The sequence below is a fragment of the Streptomyces sp. NPDC029216 genome (assembly GCF_040648015.1).
In the GTDB taxonomy this organism is placed as follows: domain Bacteria; phylum Actinomycetota; class Actinomycetes; order Streptomycetales; family Streptomycetaceae; genus Streptomyces.
Genome location: NZ_JBEZWL010000002.1, coordinates 25,274 through 40,132 on the forward strand (window position 1 = coordinate 25,274; position 14,859 = coordinate 40,132).

The 14,859-nt window shown below is 71.2% G+C and carries 17 protein-coding genes; 8 read left to right on the top strand and 9 right to left on the bottom strand.

What is annotated here, in order from left to right:
- Nucleotides 1-139: 139 nt before the first annotated feature.
- The gene (locus AB0F18_RS01020) at nt 140-3,001 is read left to right on the top strand and encodes a peroxidase family protein (RefSeq protein WP_362053194.1); all 2,862 of its coding nucleotides are present in this window, start codon (nt 140-142) and stop codon (nt 2,999-3,001) included.
- A 24-nt stretch (nt 3,002-3,025) separates the two neighbouring features.
- On the opposite strand, the gene AB0F18_RS01025 is transcribed toward AB0F18_RS01020, so the two are convergent.
- Nucleotides 3,026-3,442, bottom strand: a complete 417-nt coding sequence (locus AB0F18_RS01025; protein ID WP_362053197.1) for a GNAT family N-acetyltransferase — start codon at nt 3,440-3,442, stop codon at nt 3,026-3,028.
- Between the two features lie 359 nt (nt 3,443-3,801).
- Here AB0F18_RS01025 and AB0F18_RS01030 point away from each other — a divergent pair, with 359 nt between their 5' ends.
- Nucleotides 3,802-4,677 carry a hypothetical protein gene (locus AB0F18_RS01030; protein WP_362053200.1) on the top strand — a complete coding sequence of 292 codons (876 nt, stop codon included), beginning with the start codon at nt 3,802-3,804 and terminating at the stop codon, nt 4,675-4,677.
- A gap of 152 nt (nt 4,678-4,829) precedes the next feature.
- Entirely contained in the window at nt 4,830-5,597 is a 768-nt protein-coding gene (locus tag AB0F18_RS01035) for a polysaccharide deacetylase family protein (RefSeq protein ID WP_362053203.1), read from the top strand.
- Between the two features lie 146 nt (nt 5,598-5,743).
- Here the strand turns inward: AB0F18_RS01035 and AB0F18_RS01040 are convergent, their stop codons facing one another.
- The 3 genes from AB0F18_RS01040 to AB0F18_RS01050 form a co-directional block, all read right to left on the bottom strand.
- On the bottom strand, nt 5,744-5,905 hold the full coding sequence (locus AB0F18_RS01040; RefSeq protein WP_362053206.1) for a hydrophobic protein: 162 nt from the start codon (nt 5,903-5,905) through the stop codon (nt 5,744-5,746).
- Between the two features lie 84 nt (nt 5,906-5,989).
- Nucleotides 5,990-6,151, bottom strand: coding sequence for a type II toxin-antitoxin system RelE/ParE family toxin (locus tag AB0F18_RS01045; RefSeq protein WP_362053580.1), 162 nt, complete (start codon nt 6,149-6,151; stop codon nt 5,990-5,992).
- Nucleotides 6,138-6,359 carry a hypothetical protein gene (locus AB0F18_RS01050; RefSeq protein ID WP_362053209.1) on the bottom strand — a complete coding sequence of 74 codons (222 nt, stop codon included), beginning with the start codon at nt 6,357-6,359 and terminating at the stop codon, nt 6,138-6,140. Before AB0F18_RS01050 ends, AB0F18_RS01045 begins: the two co-directional genes overlap by 14 nt.
- Before the next feature lie 322 nt (nt 6,360-6,681).
- On the opposite strand from AB0F18_RS01050, the gene AB0F18_RS01055 reads away from it, so the two are divergent.
- Nucleotides 6,682-7,569 (top strand): DUF2268 domain-containing putative Zn-dependent protease, encoded by an 888-nt coding sequence (locus AB0F18_RS01055; protein ID WP_362053212.1) that lies wholly within the window; start codon nt 6,682-6,684, stop codon nt 7,567-7,569.
- A gap of 115 nt (nt 7,570-7,684) precedes the next feature.
- Here AB0F18_RS01055 and AB0F18_RS01060 read toward each other — a convergent pair whose 3' ends face one another.
- Nucleotides 7,685-9,736 (bottom strand): hypothetical protein, encoded by a 2,052-nt coding sequence (locus tag AB0F18_RS01060; RefSeq protein ID WP_362053215.1) that lies wholly within the window; start codon nt 9,734-9,736, stop codon nt 7,685-7,687.
- A gap of 62 nt (nt 9,737-9,798) precedes the next feature.
- Nucleotides 9,799-10,224 (bottom strand): subtilase-type protease inhibitor, encoded by a 426-nt coding sequence (locus AB0F18_RS01065; protein ID WP_362053218.1) that lies wholly within the window; start codon nt 10,222-10,224, stop codon nt 9,799-9,801.
- 516 nt (nt 10,225-10,740) lie between these two features.
- On the opposite strand from AB0F18_RS01065, the gene AB0F18_RS01070 reads away from it, so the two are divergent.
- From AB0F18_RS01070 to AB0F18_RS01085, 4 genes are read left to right on the top strand one after another with little or no spacing between them, the layout of a single operon-like run.
- Nucleotides 10,741-11,316: a TetR/AcrR family transcriptional regulator gene (locus tag AB0F18_RS01070; RefSeq protein ID WP_362053221.1), complete on the top strand. Its 576-nt coding sequence runs from the start codon at nt 10,741-10,743 to the stop codon at nt 11,314-11,316.
- A gap of 11 nt (nt 11,317-11,327) precedes the next feature.
- On the top strand, nt 11,328-11,717 hold the full coding sequence (locus AB0F18_RS01075; protein ID WP_362053224.1) for a cupin domain-containing protein: 390 nt from the start codon (nt 11,328-11,330) through the stop codon (nt 11,715-11,717).
- Between the two features lie 14 nt (nt 11,718-11,731).
- Nucleotides 11,732-12,316 carry a DUF4865 family protein gene (locus AB0F18_RS01080; RefSeq protein ID WP_362053227.1) on the top strand — a complete coding sequence of 195 codons (585 nt, stop codon included), beginning with the start codon at nt 11,732-11,734 and terminating at the stop codon, nt 12,314-12,316.
- A complete protein-coding gene (locus tag AB0F18_RS01085) occupies nt 12,310-13,221 on the top strand; it encodes a phosphotriesterase (RefSeq protein ID WP_362053230.1) in 912 nt (303 codons plus the stop codon). Before AB0F18_RS01080 ends, AB0F18_RS01085 begins: the two co-directional genes overlap by 7 nt.
- A 223-nt stretch (nt 13,222-13,444) precedes the next feature.
- On the opposite strand, the gene AB0F18_RS01090 is transcribed toward AB0F18_RS01085, so the two are convergent.
- The 3 genes from AB0F18_RS01090 to AB0F18_RS01100 all read right to left on the bottom strand — a co-directional run bounded on the left by AB0F18_RS01090 (nt 13,445) and on the right by AB0F18_RS01100 (nt 14,851).
- Nucleotides 13,445-13,849 carry a DUF2267 domain-containing protein gene (locus tag AB0F18_RS01090; RefSeq protein ID WP_362053583.1) on the bottom strand — a complete coding sequence of 135 codons (405 nt, stop codon included), beginning with the start codon at nt 13,847-13,849 and terminating at the stop codon, nt 13,445-13,447.
- 77 nt (nt 13,850-13,926) lie between these two features.
- On the bottom strand, nt 13,927-14,322 hold the full coding sequence (locus AB0F18_RS01095) for a DUF2267 domain-containing protein (RefSeq protein ID WP_362053233.1): 396 nt from the start codon (nt 14,320-14,322) through the stop codon (nt 13,927-13,929).
- Between the two features lie 97 nt (nt 14,323-14,419).
- A complete protein-coding gene (locus AB0F18_RS01100) occupies nt 14,420-14,851 on the bottom strand; it encodes an Hsp20/alpha crystallin family protein (RefSeq protein ID WP_362053236.1) in 432 nt (143 codons plus the stop codon).
- Nucleotides 14,852-14,859 lie beyond the last annotated feature (8 nt).

Below are 14,859 nucleotides of genomic sequence, written 5' to 3' on the forward strand. Positions count from 1 at the left end.
ACCGCACCGCTGCGTCAAGGTTGCCGTGTGTAACGGAGGTGCCCGCAGGCTCAGTCTCGGGCAGCCGCGCAGCGTCGCCCCGACACGGCCTCCAGCTTCAGGTCCGGCCGACCGGGGGCGCCTTGGCGAAGAGGCACACATGGACGAGATCGGCCAGTACGAGCACTACGTGGGCGGGAACCCGGATGCGGAACGGCTCCATTTCGAGCGGCTTGCCCATGACCTCATGCGGGTCCAGCTCAAGTCCAGGAAACGCAGCGGCGCCGCCGACATCGCGCGGACGTTCCATGCCAAAGGGGTCCTCGGCGCGGAGAACGCGCGCCTGAGGTTCAGCGACGACCTGCCGTCGGACCTGCGGACCGGCTTCGCGAGTCCCGGCGCCGAGTATCCCGCCACCGTACGGCTCTCGAACGCGAACGGCTCCCGTCAGCCCGACCACGCCCCCGATCTGCGCGGGGCGGCCTTGCGCATCGCGGCAGGGTCGGACGAGGCGCACGACCTCCTCATGACGAGCCATCCGGTCTCGCACGCACGCGACGCGCGCGAATTCGTCGAATTCGCGAAGGCGATGGCGGGCGCCGACTCGACGCTGCGCAAGGGCTTCGCGCTGTTCGTCAGGCTGCCGCTCACCGTCGGCTGGTCCACCGCCGCGCGCATGCGCCACAACGTGCGTGCCGGTACGCGCCACACGGTCCGCAGCCTGGCTCTGGAGACGTACTGGAGCCGCGGCGCCGTCCTGTGGGGCGGTGCGGGACCGGTCCGGTACCAGTTGCGCCCCGCCGGGGACGCTCCGCCGGCCCCGGACCCCTCCCCCGGCGACCCCGACCATCTGCACCACGAACTCGCGGAGCGGCTGAAGAGGGCGGACGTCGTCTTCGAGCTGTACGTCCAGCGCTACGTCGATGCCCGGCGCACACCCGTCGAGGACGGCACCGCCGAATGGAAGGAGGGGGACACCCCTCCCGTGCGGGTGGCCACCCTCACCATCCCGCGCCAGGACATCGACTCCGCCGAGGCCCGGGCCGCAGCCGCACGGGTCGAGCAGGTCGCCTTCAACCCGTGGAACACCACGGAGGCGTTCCGGCCTCTCGGAAACCTCAACCGTGCACGCAAGGCCGCCTACGAGGCCAGCAGCGCGCACCGCCTGGGCCAACGGTTCGCCACTGTCCAGCCCCGGCGCAATGCCGTACTGGGCGTTCCGCTGCGCGGCGCCTTCCGTGTCCTCAACCGGTTCGTCCCCTGGCACCGGCTGCCCGTACCCCTCGGCCTGCTGAACCTCGTGGCCCTGCGGCAGCAGCTGCGGCGGTCCAACCTGATCGACACCGACAGCCACGAGGCCCCGCCCAGGACTCAGCCCGTGCCCGCGGCCATCGACGAAAGCATGCGGGTCGCGCGGAGCTACGACGGCACCTACAACGACCTGTCCGCGCCGACGATGGGCGCCATCGGGGCCGCCTTCGGCCGCAACCTTGCCCCGGTCTACCAGCCGGAACTGTTCGACGTACCCAACCCGGTCACGGTCAGCAGGGAACTGCTGCACCGCGACGCCTTCATCCCGGCGCGTTCGCTGAACATCCTGGCCGCCGCCTGGATCCAGTTCCAGGTACACGACTGGGTCAACCACAAGCGCTACCCGACCGGTACGAAGACCGTCGAGGTACCGCTCCCGCCCGATGTCACGTGGAAGAACACGCCGGGCGGACCTCCCGAGAAGGTGATGCGCTTCGCCGAGAACGAAGGGCTGCACCCGGCCGACGGCCAGGGACCACCCACGCTCTTCGCCAATGCGGCGTCCCACTGGTGGGACGGTTCGGAGATCTACGGCGGCGACAAGGAAACCGGCATGTCGCTGCGAGAACCGGACGGTGGCGCCACCCTGAGGCTGGACGACGGCCACCTTCCGGTCGGGCCGAACGGCCTCCCGCTCACCGGGTTCGCGGAAAGCTGGTGGTTCGGCCTCAGCGCGATGCAGACCCTCTTCGCCCGCGAACACAATGTCGTGTGTGAGGCCCTGCGGCAGGAATACCCGCGCCTGGACGAGGAACGCGTCTACCACACGGCGCGACTGGTCGTCTCGGCGCTCATCGCGAAGATCCACACCGTGGAGTGGACTCCCGCGATCCTCGCCACCGAAGTGATCGACATCGGTCTGAAGACCAACTGGCAGGGCCCGCCGAAGAAATGGCTCGACCAGTTGGGTCTGTGGCTCTTCGAATCACACTCGCTGACCGGCATCCCCGAGACCCTGCCGGACCATCACGCCGCTCCGTACTCCCTCACCGAAGACTTCGTCACCGTCTACCGCATGCACCCGCTGCTCCCCGATGACTTCGAGATCGTGGACCACCGGCTCGGCCGACGTCTGGACACCCTCGGGTTCAACGACCTCCAGGGGTCCGCCACGGAACTCCTGATGCGCAAGACCGGCCTGGCCAACTCGCTGTACTCGCTCGGCACGGCACATCCCGGCGCGATCACCCTGCACAACTTTCCGCGAGCGCTCCAGGCGTTCGAGCGGGACGGCGAGATCATCGACCTGTCCGTGGTCGACCTGGTGCGGACCCGGCGCCGCGGGGTTCCCCGGTACAACGACTTCCGGGCCGGCCTGCACAAGCCGCGCCTACGGCGCTTCGAAGACCTGACCTCCGATGCGGAGACCGTCGCGCGCCTGAAGGAGGTCTACCGCGATGTCGATCACATCGACACCATGGTGGGTCTCTTCGCCGAGAACCCGCCGCACGGCTTCGGCTTCAGCGACACGGCGTTCCGCATCTTCATCCTGATGGCGACCCGACGCCTGCAGAGCGACCGCTTCCTCACGGTCGATTTCCGGCCCGAGGTGTATACGCCCTTGGGCATGGACTGGATCGCACGCAACGGCATGACCAGCGTGGTACTGCGGCACTGCCCCGAACTGGCGGGCTGCCTGCCCCGCACGGCGAGCGCCTTCGCACCCTGGCGTGTGGCTCCCGCGAAAGGCGCCGGGGGAGGCCGCGGATGAGTGGGCGGGAAGAATCCCAGGCATCTACGCCTGGTCGAAGGACCAGGCGAGTGCCACTTGCCCTTCTTCCGGGACGCCTCCGGCACGGCGGTACGTCGCTCGTGCCGCCACGTTGTCCTCGTCCGTGATGGTCCACATGCCGTAGCAGTTCCGTTCGCGCGCCAGGTCCGCGAGCGCCGACGCCAGGGCCCGGCCGACACCGCGCCCGCGGAACGGCTCGTCCACACCCAGCTCGTACAGGAACATCTCGGTGCCCTTGTCCGGGTGCGTCATCTCGACGCCGGTGGCCATCCCTGCCGGGACGTCATCGACGTAGGCGACCAGAAGGTGGTGGCGCTCGTCCGCCAGGAACCTCTCGGTCGCCTCCGGCACAGGGGGCACATCGAAGAGATGCCCGGCGGCAAGGACGGCCTCGGCCGTGGTGATGCGGCGGATCTCCATGAACGCGATCCTGCCGGATCTCGCCACGACCTGCACCGCGTTTCCCTTGAGCAGAGCCGAACCCGGGCGCCTGAGCCCCGGGGGTCGCGCCGGCGTGTGACAGCGATGTACGGAACATGTCACAGGGCTCGTACGGCCCGGTTCCCCTGCTTTCCACGGAGCCCCATCGGTGGGATGTTGCGGGCCGGAGCGGCCCGCCGCAGGCCGCAGGGAGAGATGGGGTGGGCATCTTGACACGCCGCCAACACCGCACCACTGGTAAGGGAAGATCCGCCGGAAGGGCGCGGGGAATCCGCCGGACCGGAGCGAACGGCACGACACGGCGCAGCTGGGCGGTGGTGACCGCCACGGCGGTCGCCGTGGCCGCATCCCTGACCCTCGGCGCCGCAGGAGACGCGGGGGCGGCAGGGGCGGCGGGGGGCCGCCCGATCGTCTTCGCCCGCTACACCGCGGCAGCCCCCACGGAGGACCTCTACGCGATCTCCCCCAGTGGCGGCACGACCGTCAAGCTCACCCACACCCCCACCGTCAGCGAGGTCATGCCCAGTTGGTCCCCGGACGGCAAACGGGTGGCCTTCGTCCGCTACGGATCCGGTGGCGCCATCGACGGCATCTGGACGATGAGCACCACGGGCAGCGACCTGAAGGCCGTCCCCGGCACCAAGGGCGCCTCCGACCCGGCGTGGTCCCCGGACGGCAAGCGGATCGCCTACGCCAAGCCGGTCGGCACCCAGCGCGAGATTTACGTGGCCGACATCCACGGCACTCCTGCCACCCGGCTCACTCACACCGCGGCTGACGACCTCCATCCGACGTGGTCCCCGGACGGCAAGTACCTGGCGTTCAGCCGAGCGGACGCGGGCGGACACAGCCGGGTGATGAAGATCCGGCTGTCCACCCTGGCCCAGACCGCGGTCACCGGGCCGAGCTCCCACGACTGGACGCCCGACTGGTCGCACGGGAACCGGATCGCCTTCAGCCGAGTGGACTCCTCCGGCTTCGCCCACCTCTACCTGGTCCGCCCCGACGGCACCGGCCTCCACCGCATCACCGCGGCCCGCGCCAACGACAAGAACCCGTCCTGGTCCCCGGACGGCAACAGTCTGGTCTTCACCAGGGGTGGCGTTGACGATGCGGACCCCGAACACCTCTACCTGGTACGGGCCGACGGCACCGCACTGACCCAGCTCACCAAGACGGACTCCCATGACCTGGAGGCCGACTGGCGCCCGTGAACCGCCGGTCGGGGGCGGGCCCGGTCGGTGCGGCGCGCGGAGATCACCCGGCTGCCCGGCACGGCTGCGCGGGTCCTCGCCCGCTGCTCTCGCACACTCGTGGGAGCGCCACGCGGGGCGGCGCGGTGTCCGAGGGAGTGACCGTGGTGGATGTGGGACGACGTGCCGCGCTGGCGGCGCTGCTGGCCGCGGGGCTGGTCCCCGGCCCGAGCGCTCTGGCCGCGCCGGCCGCCCGGGGGCGCGGGGCCGATACCGTTGCCGGCCCCCGGCCGCCGGCGGCGCTGCTCGGGCAGGAGATCCGGCGGTTGCCCACGTCGCGCAGGGTGGTGGCGCTCACCTTCAACGCCGCGTGGGACGAGAGCGGCCTGGACACGGTCCTGGCGGAGCTGCGCCGGCGGAAGGCACCCGCCACGTTCTTCCCCACGGGAATGTACGCCGAGGCATGTCCGGCTGCCGTGCGTGCGATGGCCGAGGCGGGACACGGGCTGGGCAACCACTCCAACAGCCACCCGTACTTCGACGACCTGAGTACGCAGGAGCGGGTGCGGGAGGTCCGCACGGCGGATGCGGCGATCCGTAGGGCGTCGGGGGCCGAGCCCCTGCCGTTCTTCCGGTTCCCGTACAGCTCCACGACCGAGGATTCGGTTGCGGACGTCAACGACCTGGGCTACGCAGCGATCGAGTTCACCAGCGACACGAACGGCTACCTGGGGCCGGCCGGCGGCATGACCGTGCACGAGGCGGTCCGCAGGGCGGTGGACTCGCTGGAGCCCGGGGCCGTCCTGCAGATGCACGTCGGGAGCAGCACGGGCGACGGGGTGGTACTCGACGCCGAGGCCCTGCCCCGGATCATCGACGCGGCCCTGGAGGAGGAGTACGCGGTCGTGGACCTGCGCGAGTTCCTCACGGCGGCTCCGTAACGACGACGTGGCCGGCGCCGCAGAGGACGACACGTCCGCGAGTGCGGCCCGGCCGGTCAAGCGTCCCCTCCGCGGATGAGGATGCCGCCGCCGTCACCGTGCGGGCCCCACCGGCCCGGGCTGTGCTCGTGGCGGGCCGGCTGCGGCTACCAGCGGTACCAACGGCCGCTGCCGTCCTTCGGCCGGGCGACGAATCCGACGAGCCAGATCACCAGCACGGCGATCGCCACCCACCAGAGGATCTTCAGCGCGAAACCGGCACCGAACAGAATCAGGACGAGCAGGAGAACGAGGAGCAGGGGGACCATGACCATCACCTCCGCGCACTCGCATGCCCCCGGAACTCCCTCGCATGCACCGCCCGGCCGAAAGAACCCGCGCATGCGGGGGCGTCAGGCGACGCGGCCGACGTGGAGCACCGTGATCGCCGTGCCCCTGGCGTCGCCGTCGGCGGTGACCCGGTAGAGCAGCCGGTACCGGCCGGCGTGCATGCGCCGGAGGTCGGGCGAGCCGTACGGTCTGCAACGAGGGCCCCGGCACCTACCACTCGGGATGGACCTCGTGACTGTCGTAGCGTTCGCCCGAAACCGTCACCCAGGGACGGAAGCGGCCGGGGCCGCTGCGTTCGCCGGTGTAGCGGACCGCTTCACCGGTCTCGTCCGTGACGACGACCGCCCCGGCCTTCTGGGCGCTGCGCAGGGCATGGGTCCAGTGCCGGCCGCGGTGGCCGGTGCGGTAGTCGGGGATCTTGCACTGGGACATCGTGTCACCGCCTCGTCGGGTACCCGTCGCCCGGCCCACCGCGGGGTCCTGGCGGCGCGGCACGGGTCGAACAGACCGTTCTACCCGAAATACGCCGGTTCGAACGTCGCACGAGGGCCGAACACCGGTCCGGGGACGAAACGGTCACGCGCGAGCGCGCGGGGGCCACGCAGGGTCTCGGGGCTGTGACGGTGTGTCCACGGCGGCCGACCTGACGACCGCGCTCGTCCCTCGCCCGCAACACGCCCCGAGATTCCCCCACAGCTCTGACACCCGCGGCGGCTTGATCCTCACGTAGGGGGAGGTCCTACGGTCCCATCTCATGAAGATCATTGTTCATGACACGGCGTCCGCCATGCTCGATCTCCTCCAGCGCCCCCTGGGGGAACGGCCCGATGCCCTGCGCGAGATGCTCAGCCCCCTGCAAAGCGCCATGTCCGCAATCGGTGACCTGGACATGGTCCAGATGCACCAGGCGGGCAGCGGCTTCCGGATCGACGTGGACGATGCTCGCTACCTGGCGGCCCTGCGGCAGATGCAGGACGCGCAGGTGTGGAACCGGATCGAGGACTGCCTCGCCGCGGCGTGGACACGGCTCAGCGCAGCCGTGCCCGGGATCAAGGCCGCCGAGACCGTGCACGTCGTCCTCGCGCTGGGCGACCCGGACGACGAGCTGCTGACGGTCCGCAACGGCGGCTACTTCGGGATGGGCGGCATTCCGGGGGCGATCCAGCTGACGATGTGGCCCACCGAGACCAGCCTCGCCAAGATCGGATACGCCGCCGCGCACGAGCTCCACCACAACGTGCGCTATGCCAACGTGGTCTGGAATCCGGTCACGGTCACGGTCGGCGAGCAGGTGGTGGCCGAGGGGCTGGCCGAGGCGTTCGTACGCGAGCTGGCCGGTGAAGACGCGATGGGGCCCTGGGCGACGACGTTGTCCGGCCGGGAACTGGAGGAGGCACAGGCCAAGGTCACCGCGGCGGTCGACGTGGCCGGGATGTCGAACCTGCCCCCGTACGTGTACGGCGACGCCACCGCCCGACGCATGGGCTGCGAACCCGTCGGGCTGCCCGACGCCGCCGGATACGCGGCCGGCCTGCGCATCGTGGACGCCCACCTCACCGCCTCCGGGCTCACCGCGGCACAGAGCACCGCCCTGCCCGCCCGAGACATCCTCACGAACGCGGGCATACCGACCAGCGCGTAACCCGCAGCCCGAGGACGCGGCGTCCCTCGCCCGGCCTGGACCGTCCCACCCCGTCCCGCCCAGGAACGGTCCAGGCACACCGCCTACGAGCGGTTCGGGCCCGGTGCCCGTCGGCTCATCGGCCGCTGAGGTCGTGGCCGAGGGCGTCGCGCAGGTCCTGCAGTTCGGTGACGAGCGCCTGGCCGGTCTGGTTGACGGGGGTGAGGCGGTCGATGACGGCGCGGCTGCGGACGGTGTCCTCCGCGTTGATGCGTTCCATGATCTGGACCAGCGTCGACTTCAGGCGGGTCTGGTGTTGCCCGTGGTGGTGCTCGACCGCGTCGATCAGGAGCCGGCCCTGGCTCTGGGTGACCCGCTCGAAGGCGCTGCGGGCCTGCTTCACGTGTTCGTCGATCATCTCCTTGCGCTCCTGGCGCGCCCTTTCGACCTGGGACTCGCGGTCCTTGAGGAGGTCCGTGATCTTGGCGATGGCGATGGCCGTCAGGACGGCGGCGCCCGCGGGAACCGCGATGGTGGCGAGGCTGAGGCTGGTCGTGAGCCATACGGCCCCGGCCGCGAGCGGGCTGGCGACACCCAGGGTGTTCGCCGCGGCCTGGACGACCCCGTAGGCCGTCAACGGCTGGCGGCCGTCCGTCCGCATCGGGAAGAAGCTCGTGTCGAGCGGTTCCGGTGCCACCAGCTGGGAGCCGGCGTCCAGCCCGAGCTCCGCGCGCAGCAGCTGCCGGGCGCTCACGTCGAACGCCCGCAGCTCGCGTTCCCACAAGGTGGCCGGGCCGTCGGGCGAGGTCATCCACCGGCTGAACAGCTGGACTTGGAGGACGTCGACCTCGTTGGCGTGCTCGGCGCTCAGGTTGCCGCGGTCGATCAGCGGGTCGAGCTGCTGGTGCAGTACGTCGGCCAGGCCGCTGAAGGGCCCCCGCGCCGCGCGGATCCTGCGCTGCAGCTCGCGTCCGAGTTCGGTCCGGATGCGTTCCAGGGAGCGCTCCGCGCCCGCGATCCGGGCGCGCAGGCTGTCCTGTTGGACCTGCAGGTCCTCAACGGCCAGTTGGTGGGTGTCGAGCATGTCGGCGAGCTGGCGCTGGCGGCGCCGGACGAGCCAGCGCGCCTCGTCGGCGACCTGGCGCAGGTGCGCGTGCCCCGCGCCGGATTCCATCAGGTTCCGCAGGTGGTCGCGCAGGGCCTCCATGCCGCTGAGCCGGACCAGGGTGTCACCGTCCTCGCCCTGGGCCTTCTTGAACGCGCCCTCGGCCTCCCAGGCGGCGGAGACCGGCAGGAACCCCTCACCGATGAACTGTCCGCCGGGGGAGCCGAAGTGCGTGCGCAGGTAGGCGTTGTTCGTGGCCAGCACGCTCTTCCAGGCGGCCTGGCCCTGTTCCCGCTGGGTCGCCAGGTCGATCCCGCTGAGGGCCCACAGCACCTTCTTGTTCGCGTTGCTCTGCATGTGGTGGGCGTAGAGGTCCCGGATGAGCTGGAGCTCGTTGGCGGTGAGGGCCGAGGTCGCATGGCTCACGTAGATGAAGCAGTCGGCCTTGGCCCACGCCTCCCGCATGATGATCTCGTGTTCCTCGATCGGGGACTCCGAGCCGGGCAGGTCGAAGAGTTTGACCGGCAGGCGGGCGTCGGCGAGGAGCAGCTCGATCGATTCGACCCGGAGGTTGATGTGTTCGCGGTGTCGGTTGGTGAGGTCGCCGTCCACCGCCCCGTACGCGGAGACCACGGCGGGCGGCAGGTCCGTGCCGATGTCCTCCACCCTGCCGCCGGCGAACCTCGCGCGCAGCAGTGCCCGGCCCGTGCCGGTCACGGAGAGCTCGTCCCCGACGGGGACGACCGTGCACGGGCATGCGGTGGTCGGGCGCGCCGACGACGGAAGGACCCCGAGGAACTCCGCCGACGGCATTCCGTCCTCGTCGGTGATGGGGATGTACTCCAGGCCACCCTGGAGGCCGCTGATCAGGAAGCTCTTGCCGGACGACTGCCGTCCGAGCAGGGCCACGTTGAGCATGGAGGACAGGACGCGGGTGCGCAGGGCCTCCATGCGGGCGGCGTCGTCGGCCAGACCGGCCTCGTCGGTGAGGAGGCCGCCCGGGCCGTCCTCGTCGCTTAACCAGCGTTCGCAACGGCTCAGCAGGTGCTTGAGTTCGTCCCGGGCTTCCTCTACAGGCATCATGTGGTACTTCTACCGCAGGGTGCTGCCGCACATGATGGAAACGGCTCGACTACCCGGGCGGCTCAGAACGCGAAGAGCGGATTGCCGTTCAGGGTCGCGGACATCACGCAGGCGTTGACGAAGGTGTGCTTCCACGCGATCCGGCCGCCCTGCCAGCTGCCGTCCGCCGTGACGGTGACGGGGTCCAGGCGCTTGGGGCACGCGCGGCCCGTGGCCGGGGCGGCCAGCAGGCGGTCGAACCGGCCGCCGGTGGCGTTCGCGGCGTCGCACGCGGCCCTGGGGTCGGGGTGCGTGCCCTCGGCGGTGTAGGCGCAGCTGAGGACGGCCGCCCGCAGGACCGTTCCCGAGGCCGCGTCGTCCCCGTGGGTGATGGTGAGGACCATGGCGGAGGGAGCGGACGGGCTCGCGGGCGCGGCCTGCGCCGCGCCCGCGGCTGCGCCGAGGCACAGGAGGGCGGCGGCGGAGACGGCGGCCAGACGGTGACGCATGATCAAATTCCTTTCGGATCACAGGCGTTGAATGACCTTGAAGGCCGTTGCGACGGCCCGACAGGGACGAGACTTCCAGATTCGAAGGGAGGCCGCACACCGAGGATCGAATTTCGGATAGCCGGTCCGAATACCGGCGGTGCAGGTGTCCGCCCCCGGCGCCGGCGCCCGCGAAAGCGAAGGGCCGCATCCGTGACTCATCGGTCCTGATCGCCACTGATGTGCTGCCCGAAGCCGCACGGGCTGCCGAAGAGAACGGCCTGGGGCGCCATCGCAGCACCTTCGTCATGCCACGATTCGGGGTCTTCAAGCCCCGGGGTGCGGGGTCGTGACGGTGCTACGTATCGCCGGCCAGGGGACCTCATGGGCGGGCGGCCGCCAGGGTGATCAAGCGGTGCATGACCAGGTCGCGGCCGAACCGTTCGACGAGGGCGGGGTCCGATGCGGGATCGTCGAGCGCGAGCAGGCGCATGCGCGGCTACGGGTGCCCGGCGGCTCGCTTCTGTACCTACTAGTATGTACAGTACCCGCATGAGCACTCAGGACCGACTGATCGAGTCCACCCGCGAGCTGCTGTGGGAACGCGGTTACGTGGGCACCAGCCCCAAGGCCATCCAGGAGCGCGCGGGCGCGGGCCAGGGCAGCATGTACCACCACTTCCACGGCAAGCCGGACCTCGCGCTGGCCGCGATCCGCCGCACCGCCGAGGAGCTGCGCGCCGCCGCGCAGAGCGCGCTGGATACGCCCGGGACACCGTACGAGCGCATCCGGGCCTATCTGGAGCGCGAACGCGACGTGTTGCGCGGCTGCCCCGTGGGCCGCCTGACGATGGACCCGGACGTGATCGCGAACGAGGATCTGCGGGCCCCGGTGGACGAGACGATCGCCTGGCTGCGTGAGCAGCTCGCCCGCATCGTCGAAGAGGGCCAGGAACAGGGCCAGTTCGCCCGGTCCCTCGACGCGCGGGAGATCGCCGCGACGGTCCTCGCCACGGTGCAAGGGGGCTACGTCCTGGCCCGCGCGTCGGGCTCGCCCGCGGCCTTCGACTCGGGCGTACGCGGTCTGCTCTCCCTTCTTCGACCGGCATCCTGAGGAGTCCCCGAATGCACATCACGACAAAGCGGCCCGACACCCGGCAGGGCCCGGCGGAGCACTTCACGGGCACGGTGTGGCTGGACGAGATAGCCGCCCCGGAGTCACCGTCCCGGTTGCGGATGTTCAGCGTGCACTTCGCCCCCGGCGCGCACACCGCCTGGCACCGCCATCCGCACGGCCAGGTCCTGTACGTCCTGGAGGGCGAGGGACTGGTCCAGCGCGAGGGCGGTGACGTCGCGGCGATCCGGGCCGGCGACACCGTGTGGATCGAGCCCGGAGAACGGCACTGGCACGGCGCCGCTCCCGGCACCTTCATGACGCACCTCGCCGTCGTGGAGGCGGCTGAGGACGGCTCGACCGTCGAGTGGCACGAACACGTCGGCCACTACCCCGCTTGAGACAGGAGCTCACCATGCACGCCATGCAGTACGAGATGACCCTGCCCGCCGACTACGACATGGACATCATCCGCGACCGTGTTTCCCGCCTCGGGCACGCCCTCGACGACTGGGACGGCCTCGGCTTCAAGACGTACCTGATGCGCGAGCGCGGGGTGCACGGTTCGCCGGTCAACCAGTACGCGCCGTTCTACCTCTGGAACACCATGGAGGGGATGAACACCTTCCTGTGGGGAGGCGCCTTCCAGGGGCCCGTCAATGACTTCGGGCGGCCCGACGTACGGCAGTGGACGGGCCTGGCCTACGAGGAGGGCGCCGCGGCCAGCGCTCCCGCCGTCGCCGCGGTGCGCCGGCGGCAGCGGGTCCCGGAAGGCGTGCCGCTGTCCGATTTCATGGAGGACGCCGTGCGCGAAGCGGGGCGGCTGGCCTCGCGGGAAGGCGCCGTACTCGCCGCAGCGGCCGTCGACTCGCACCGCTGGGAGCTGGTCCACTTCTCGCTCTGGGACCACCACGCGCCCGAAGCCCCGGGCGACGTCTTCGAGGTGCTGCACGTGTCGGCGCCCGGGAGGCACGTACTGCCGCGCGGACGGCAGTGGTAGACCGCGTCCGCACGGTCCTCGGGGACGTGCGCCCCGAGGACCTCGGCGTGTGCGACGCCCATGACCACCTCTTCCTCCGCAGCCCGAAGCTCCCGGGCCGGGAACTGGACGACGTCGCGGCCGCACGCTCCGAACTGGCCGCGTTCCGAGCCGCGGGCGGTGCGAGCGTCATCCAGTGGACGCCGTACGGCATGGGACGGCGGACCGCGGACCTGCCGCCGCTGTCCCGCGCGGCCGGGGTGCACGTGGTGTGCGCGACCGGGCTGCATCAAGCCGCCCACTACGAACCGGAGTTCCTCGACGCGGTGCGCGGCGGGCTCGCCGACGTCTTCGTCACCGAACTGACCACGGGCATCGGGGCATCGGGCGTCCGCGCCGGGCTCATCAAGGTCGCGGGCGGCTTCCACGCCCTCGACGCGCACGCACACTGGACGATGGCCGCCGCGGCCGAGGCCCACCACGAGACCGGCGCGCCCATAGCCGTCCACCTGGAGCACGGCACGGGCGCACTCGACGTACTCGACCTGCTGTGTGACGAGCTGGAGGTCCCACCCCACCGAGTGGTCCTCGGACACCTCAACCGCTCCCCCGACGGCGTGGTGCAGCGTGAGGCCGCGGAGGCGGGCTGCTATCTGGCGTTCGACGGTCCCTCGCTCGCCCATCACGCCACGGACTGGCGGATGCCCGACGCGGTAAAGGCGCTGGCCGAGGCGGGCTTCGGGCATCGGCTGCTGCTCGGCGGGGACACCGTCGTCTCCGGGGCGCGCTCGGTCGACGGCGGCCCCGGGATGCCGTACCTGCTGCGCCGGGTTCGCCCCCGGCTGGTGGCCGCCCTGGGTGCGGAGCTGGTGGATCACATCCTCACGCGGAACCCCGGCCGGGCCTTCGCCGCCGACTGGCCCTGAGCCGGCCGGTCCGGCCCGCCCGGATGAGCCGGAGGCCGACGTACGGGTCGGCGCTGGTGCGCGGCCTGGGCCAGGCCGGCTCCCACCTCCAGGCCGCCGCGCCTGGCGAGGCCGCATGCATGGCCGGGCCCAGGCCCCGGACGGGGGTACGCCTGGGAAACCGGCCGCCCTCCAGGACGCGCGCGGGGGCCGTCCAGTTTCGTCGTTCAGCTGACGTGGTTCGTCAGGCGGCGGGCTGGGGGCGCAGGAGCTGTGCCTGGCCGAAGAGGAGTGCCCAGCCGTCGGGGAGCTGGTGGAGGATGCGGTCGAGGAGGGCCGGTCCGGCGAGGCGGGCGAGGACGGTCAGGACCGTTCCGGCTTCCCAGCGGGCGGTGGCCGGGGTCGCGTTCGTGCGGGTGGCGAGGTCCTTGACGAAGCCCCAGCCGGTGAGCTGCCGGGCGTCGGGGACCTGGGCGGTGAGGGTGAGGGCGGCTTCCAGGGGGAGGCGGGCGGTGAGTTCGGCGCGGGCGTCCCCGGTGAGCTGCCGGCCGAGCGCGGTCAGGACGTTGCGGACGGCTTGTTCGGCGCGTTCGCGGGTGGGGTAGGCGCCTTCGTACCTCACGGTTTCCAGCATGTGCCCGTACGTCATCTGCGGGGCCTGCGGGAGTGGTTCAGTCGGGTGGGACACGGGTGCCGCTTGCCTTTCGTGTCGGGGAGGTCGTGGGTTCAGGAGGGCTGGGGGCGGCCGAAGAGGAGGTCGTAGCCGGCGGGGAGCTGGAGCAGGATCCGGCGGGTGAGGTCCTCGCCGGCCGCGTCGGCCGCCACGCTGAGGACGGCGCTGACGTCCCATGCCGCCGTGGCGTGGGAGGCGCCTTCGATCCAGGCCGCGGTGGCGCGTACGAAGCGCTCCGGGGAGAGCGGTTCGGCGGCCTGGAGCGGGTTCAGCAGGATCAGGGCGTAGGTTTCCGGGAGACGGGCGGCGAGTTCGGCCCGGTCGGTACCGACGACGTGGGCGCCGAGGAGGGCGAGGACCACGCGGGCCGCGCGGTCGGCTTCCTCGACGGTGTCGTATTCACCGCGTTCGCGGACGCGGTCGATGAACGCTTCCCATCCCAGTGTCATCACGCTGCCCCCAAGGGGTGGGGGCGGAGGACGGGCTGCCGGAGGGGGAGGGCGCAGCATCCCGTCCTCCGCCCGTTCGGGCGGGGTCTGATGTGGGTCAGCCCGAGAGCTGCTTGCGGTCGTTCGCGCCGCTGATGGTGATCTTGCGGGGCTTGGCGCGCTCGGCGATCGGGATGCGCAGGGTCAGGACACCCGCTTCGTAGTCGGCGTCGATGTGCTCGGTGTCGAGGGTGTCGGCCAGCATGATCTGGCGGGAGAACACCCCGAGCGGCCGCTCGGACAGCTCCATCTGGACCTGGTCCGACTTGGCGGTCGGCCGGCGTTCGGCCTTGACCGTGAGCATGTTCCGCTCGACGTCGATGTCGATCGCGTCCACGGCGACGCCGGGGAGGTCGAAGGCGATCACGTACGCGTCGCCGTCGCGGTAGGCGTCCATCGGCATCACGGACGGCTTCGACCAGGTGCCCGGTCCCGTCAGCTGCTGGGTGAGACGGTCGAGCTCACGGAAGGGGTCGGTGCGCATCAGCATGGGAACCT

Coding starts and splice junctions, on each gene's coding strand:
- AB0F18_RS01040 (WP_362053206.1), bottom strand. CDS start 5,905: ATGGTCCCCCTGCTCCTCGTTCTCCTGCTCGTCCTGATTCTGTTCGGT.
- AB0F18_RS01070 (WP_362053221.1), top strand. CDS start 10,741: ATGTACAGTACCCGCATGAGCACTCAGGACCGACTGATCGAGTCCACC.
- AB0F18_RS01055 (WP_362053212.1), top strand. CDS start 6,682: ATGAAGATCATTGTTCATGACACGGCGTCCGCCATGCTCGATCTCCTC.
- AB0F18_RS01100 (WP_362053236.1), bottom strand. CDS start 14,851: ATGCTGATGCGCACCGACCCCTTCCGTGAGCTCGACCGTCTCACCCAG.
- AB0F18_RS01080 (WP_362053227.1), top strand. CDS start 11,732: ATGCACGCCATGCAGTACGAGATGACCCTGCCCGCCGACTACGACATG.
- AB0F18_RS01095 (WP_362053233.1), bottom strand. CDS start 14,322: ATGACACTGGGATGGGAAGCGTTCATCGACCGCGTCCGCGAACGCGGT.
- AB0F18_RS01075 (WP_362053224.1), top strand. CDS start 11,328: ATGCACATCACGACAAAGCGGCCCGACACCCGGCAGGGCCCGGCGGAG.
- AB0F18_RS01090 (WP_362053583.1), bottom strand. CDS start 13,849: ATGACGTACGGGCACATGCTGGAAACCGTGAGGTACGAAGGCGCCTAC.
- AB0F18_RS01065 (WP_362053218.1), bottom strand. CDS start 10,224: ATGCGTCACCGTCTGGCCGCCGTCTCCGCCGCCGCCCTCCTGTGCCTC.
- AB0F18_RS01050 (WP_362053209.1), bottom strand. CDS start 6,359: ATGTCCCAGTGCAAGATCCCCGACTACCGCACCGGCCACCGCGGCCGG.
- AB0F18_RS01060 (WP_362053215.1), bottom strand. CDS start 9,736: ATGATGCCTGTAGAGGAAGCCCGGGACGAACTCAAGCACCTGCTGAGC.
- AB0F18_RS01025 (WP_362053197.1), bottom strand. CDS start 3,442: ATGGAGATCCGCCGCATCACCACGGCCGAGGCCGTCCTTGCCGCCGGG.
- AB0F18_RS01020 (WP_362053194.1), top strand. CDS start 140: ATGGACGAGATCGGCCAGTACGAGCACTACGTGGGCGGGAACCCGGAT.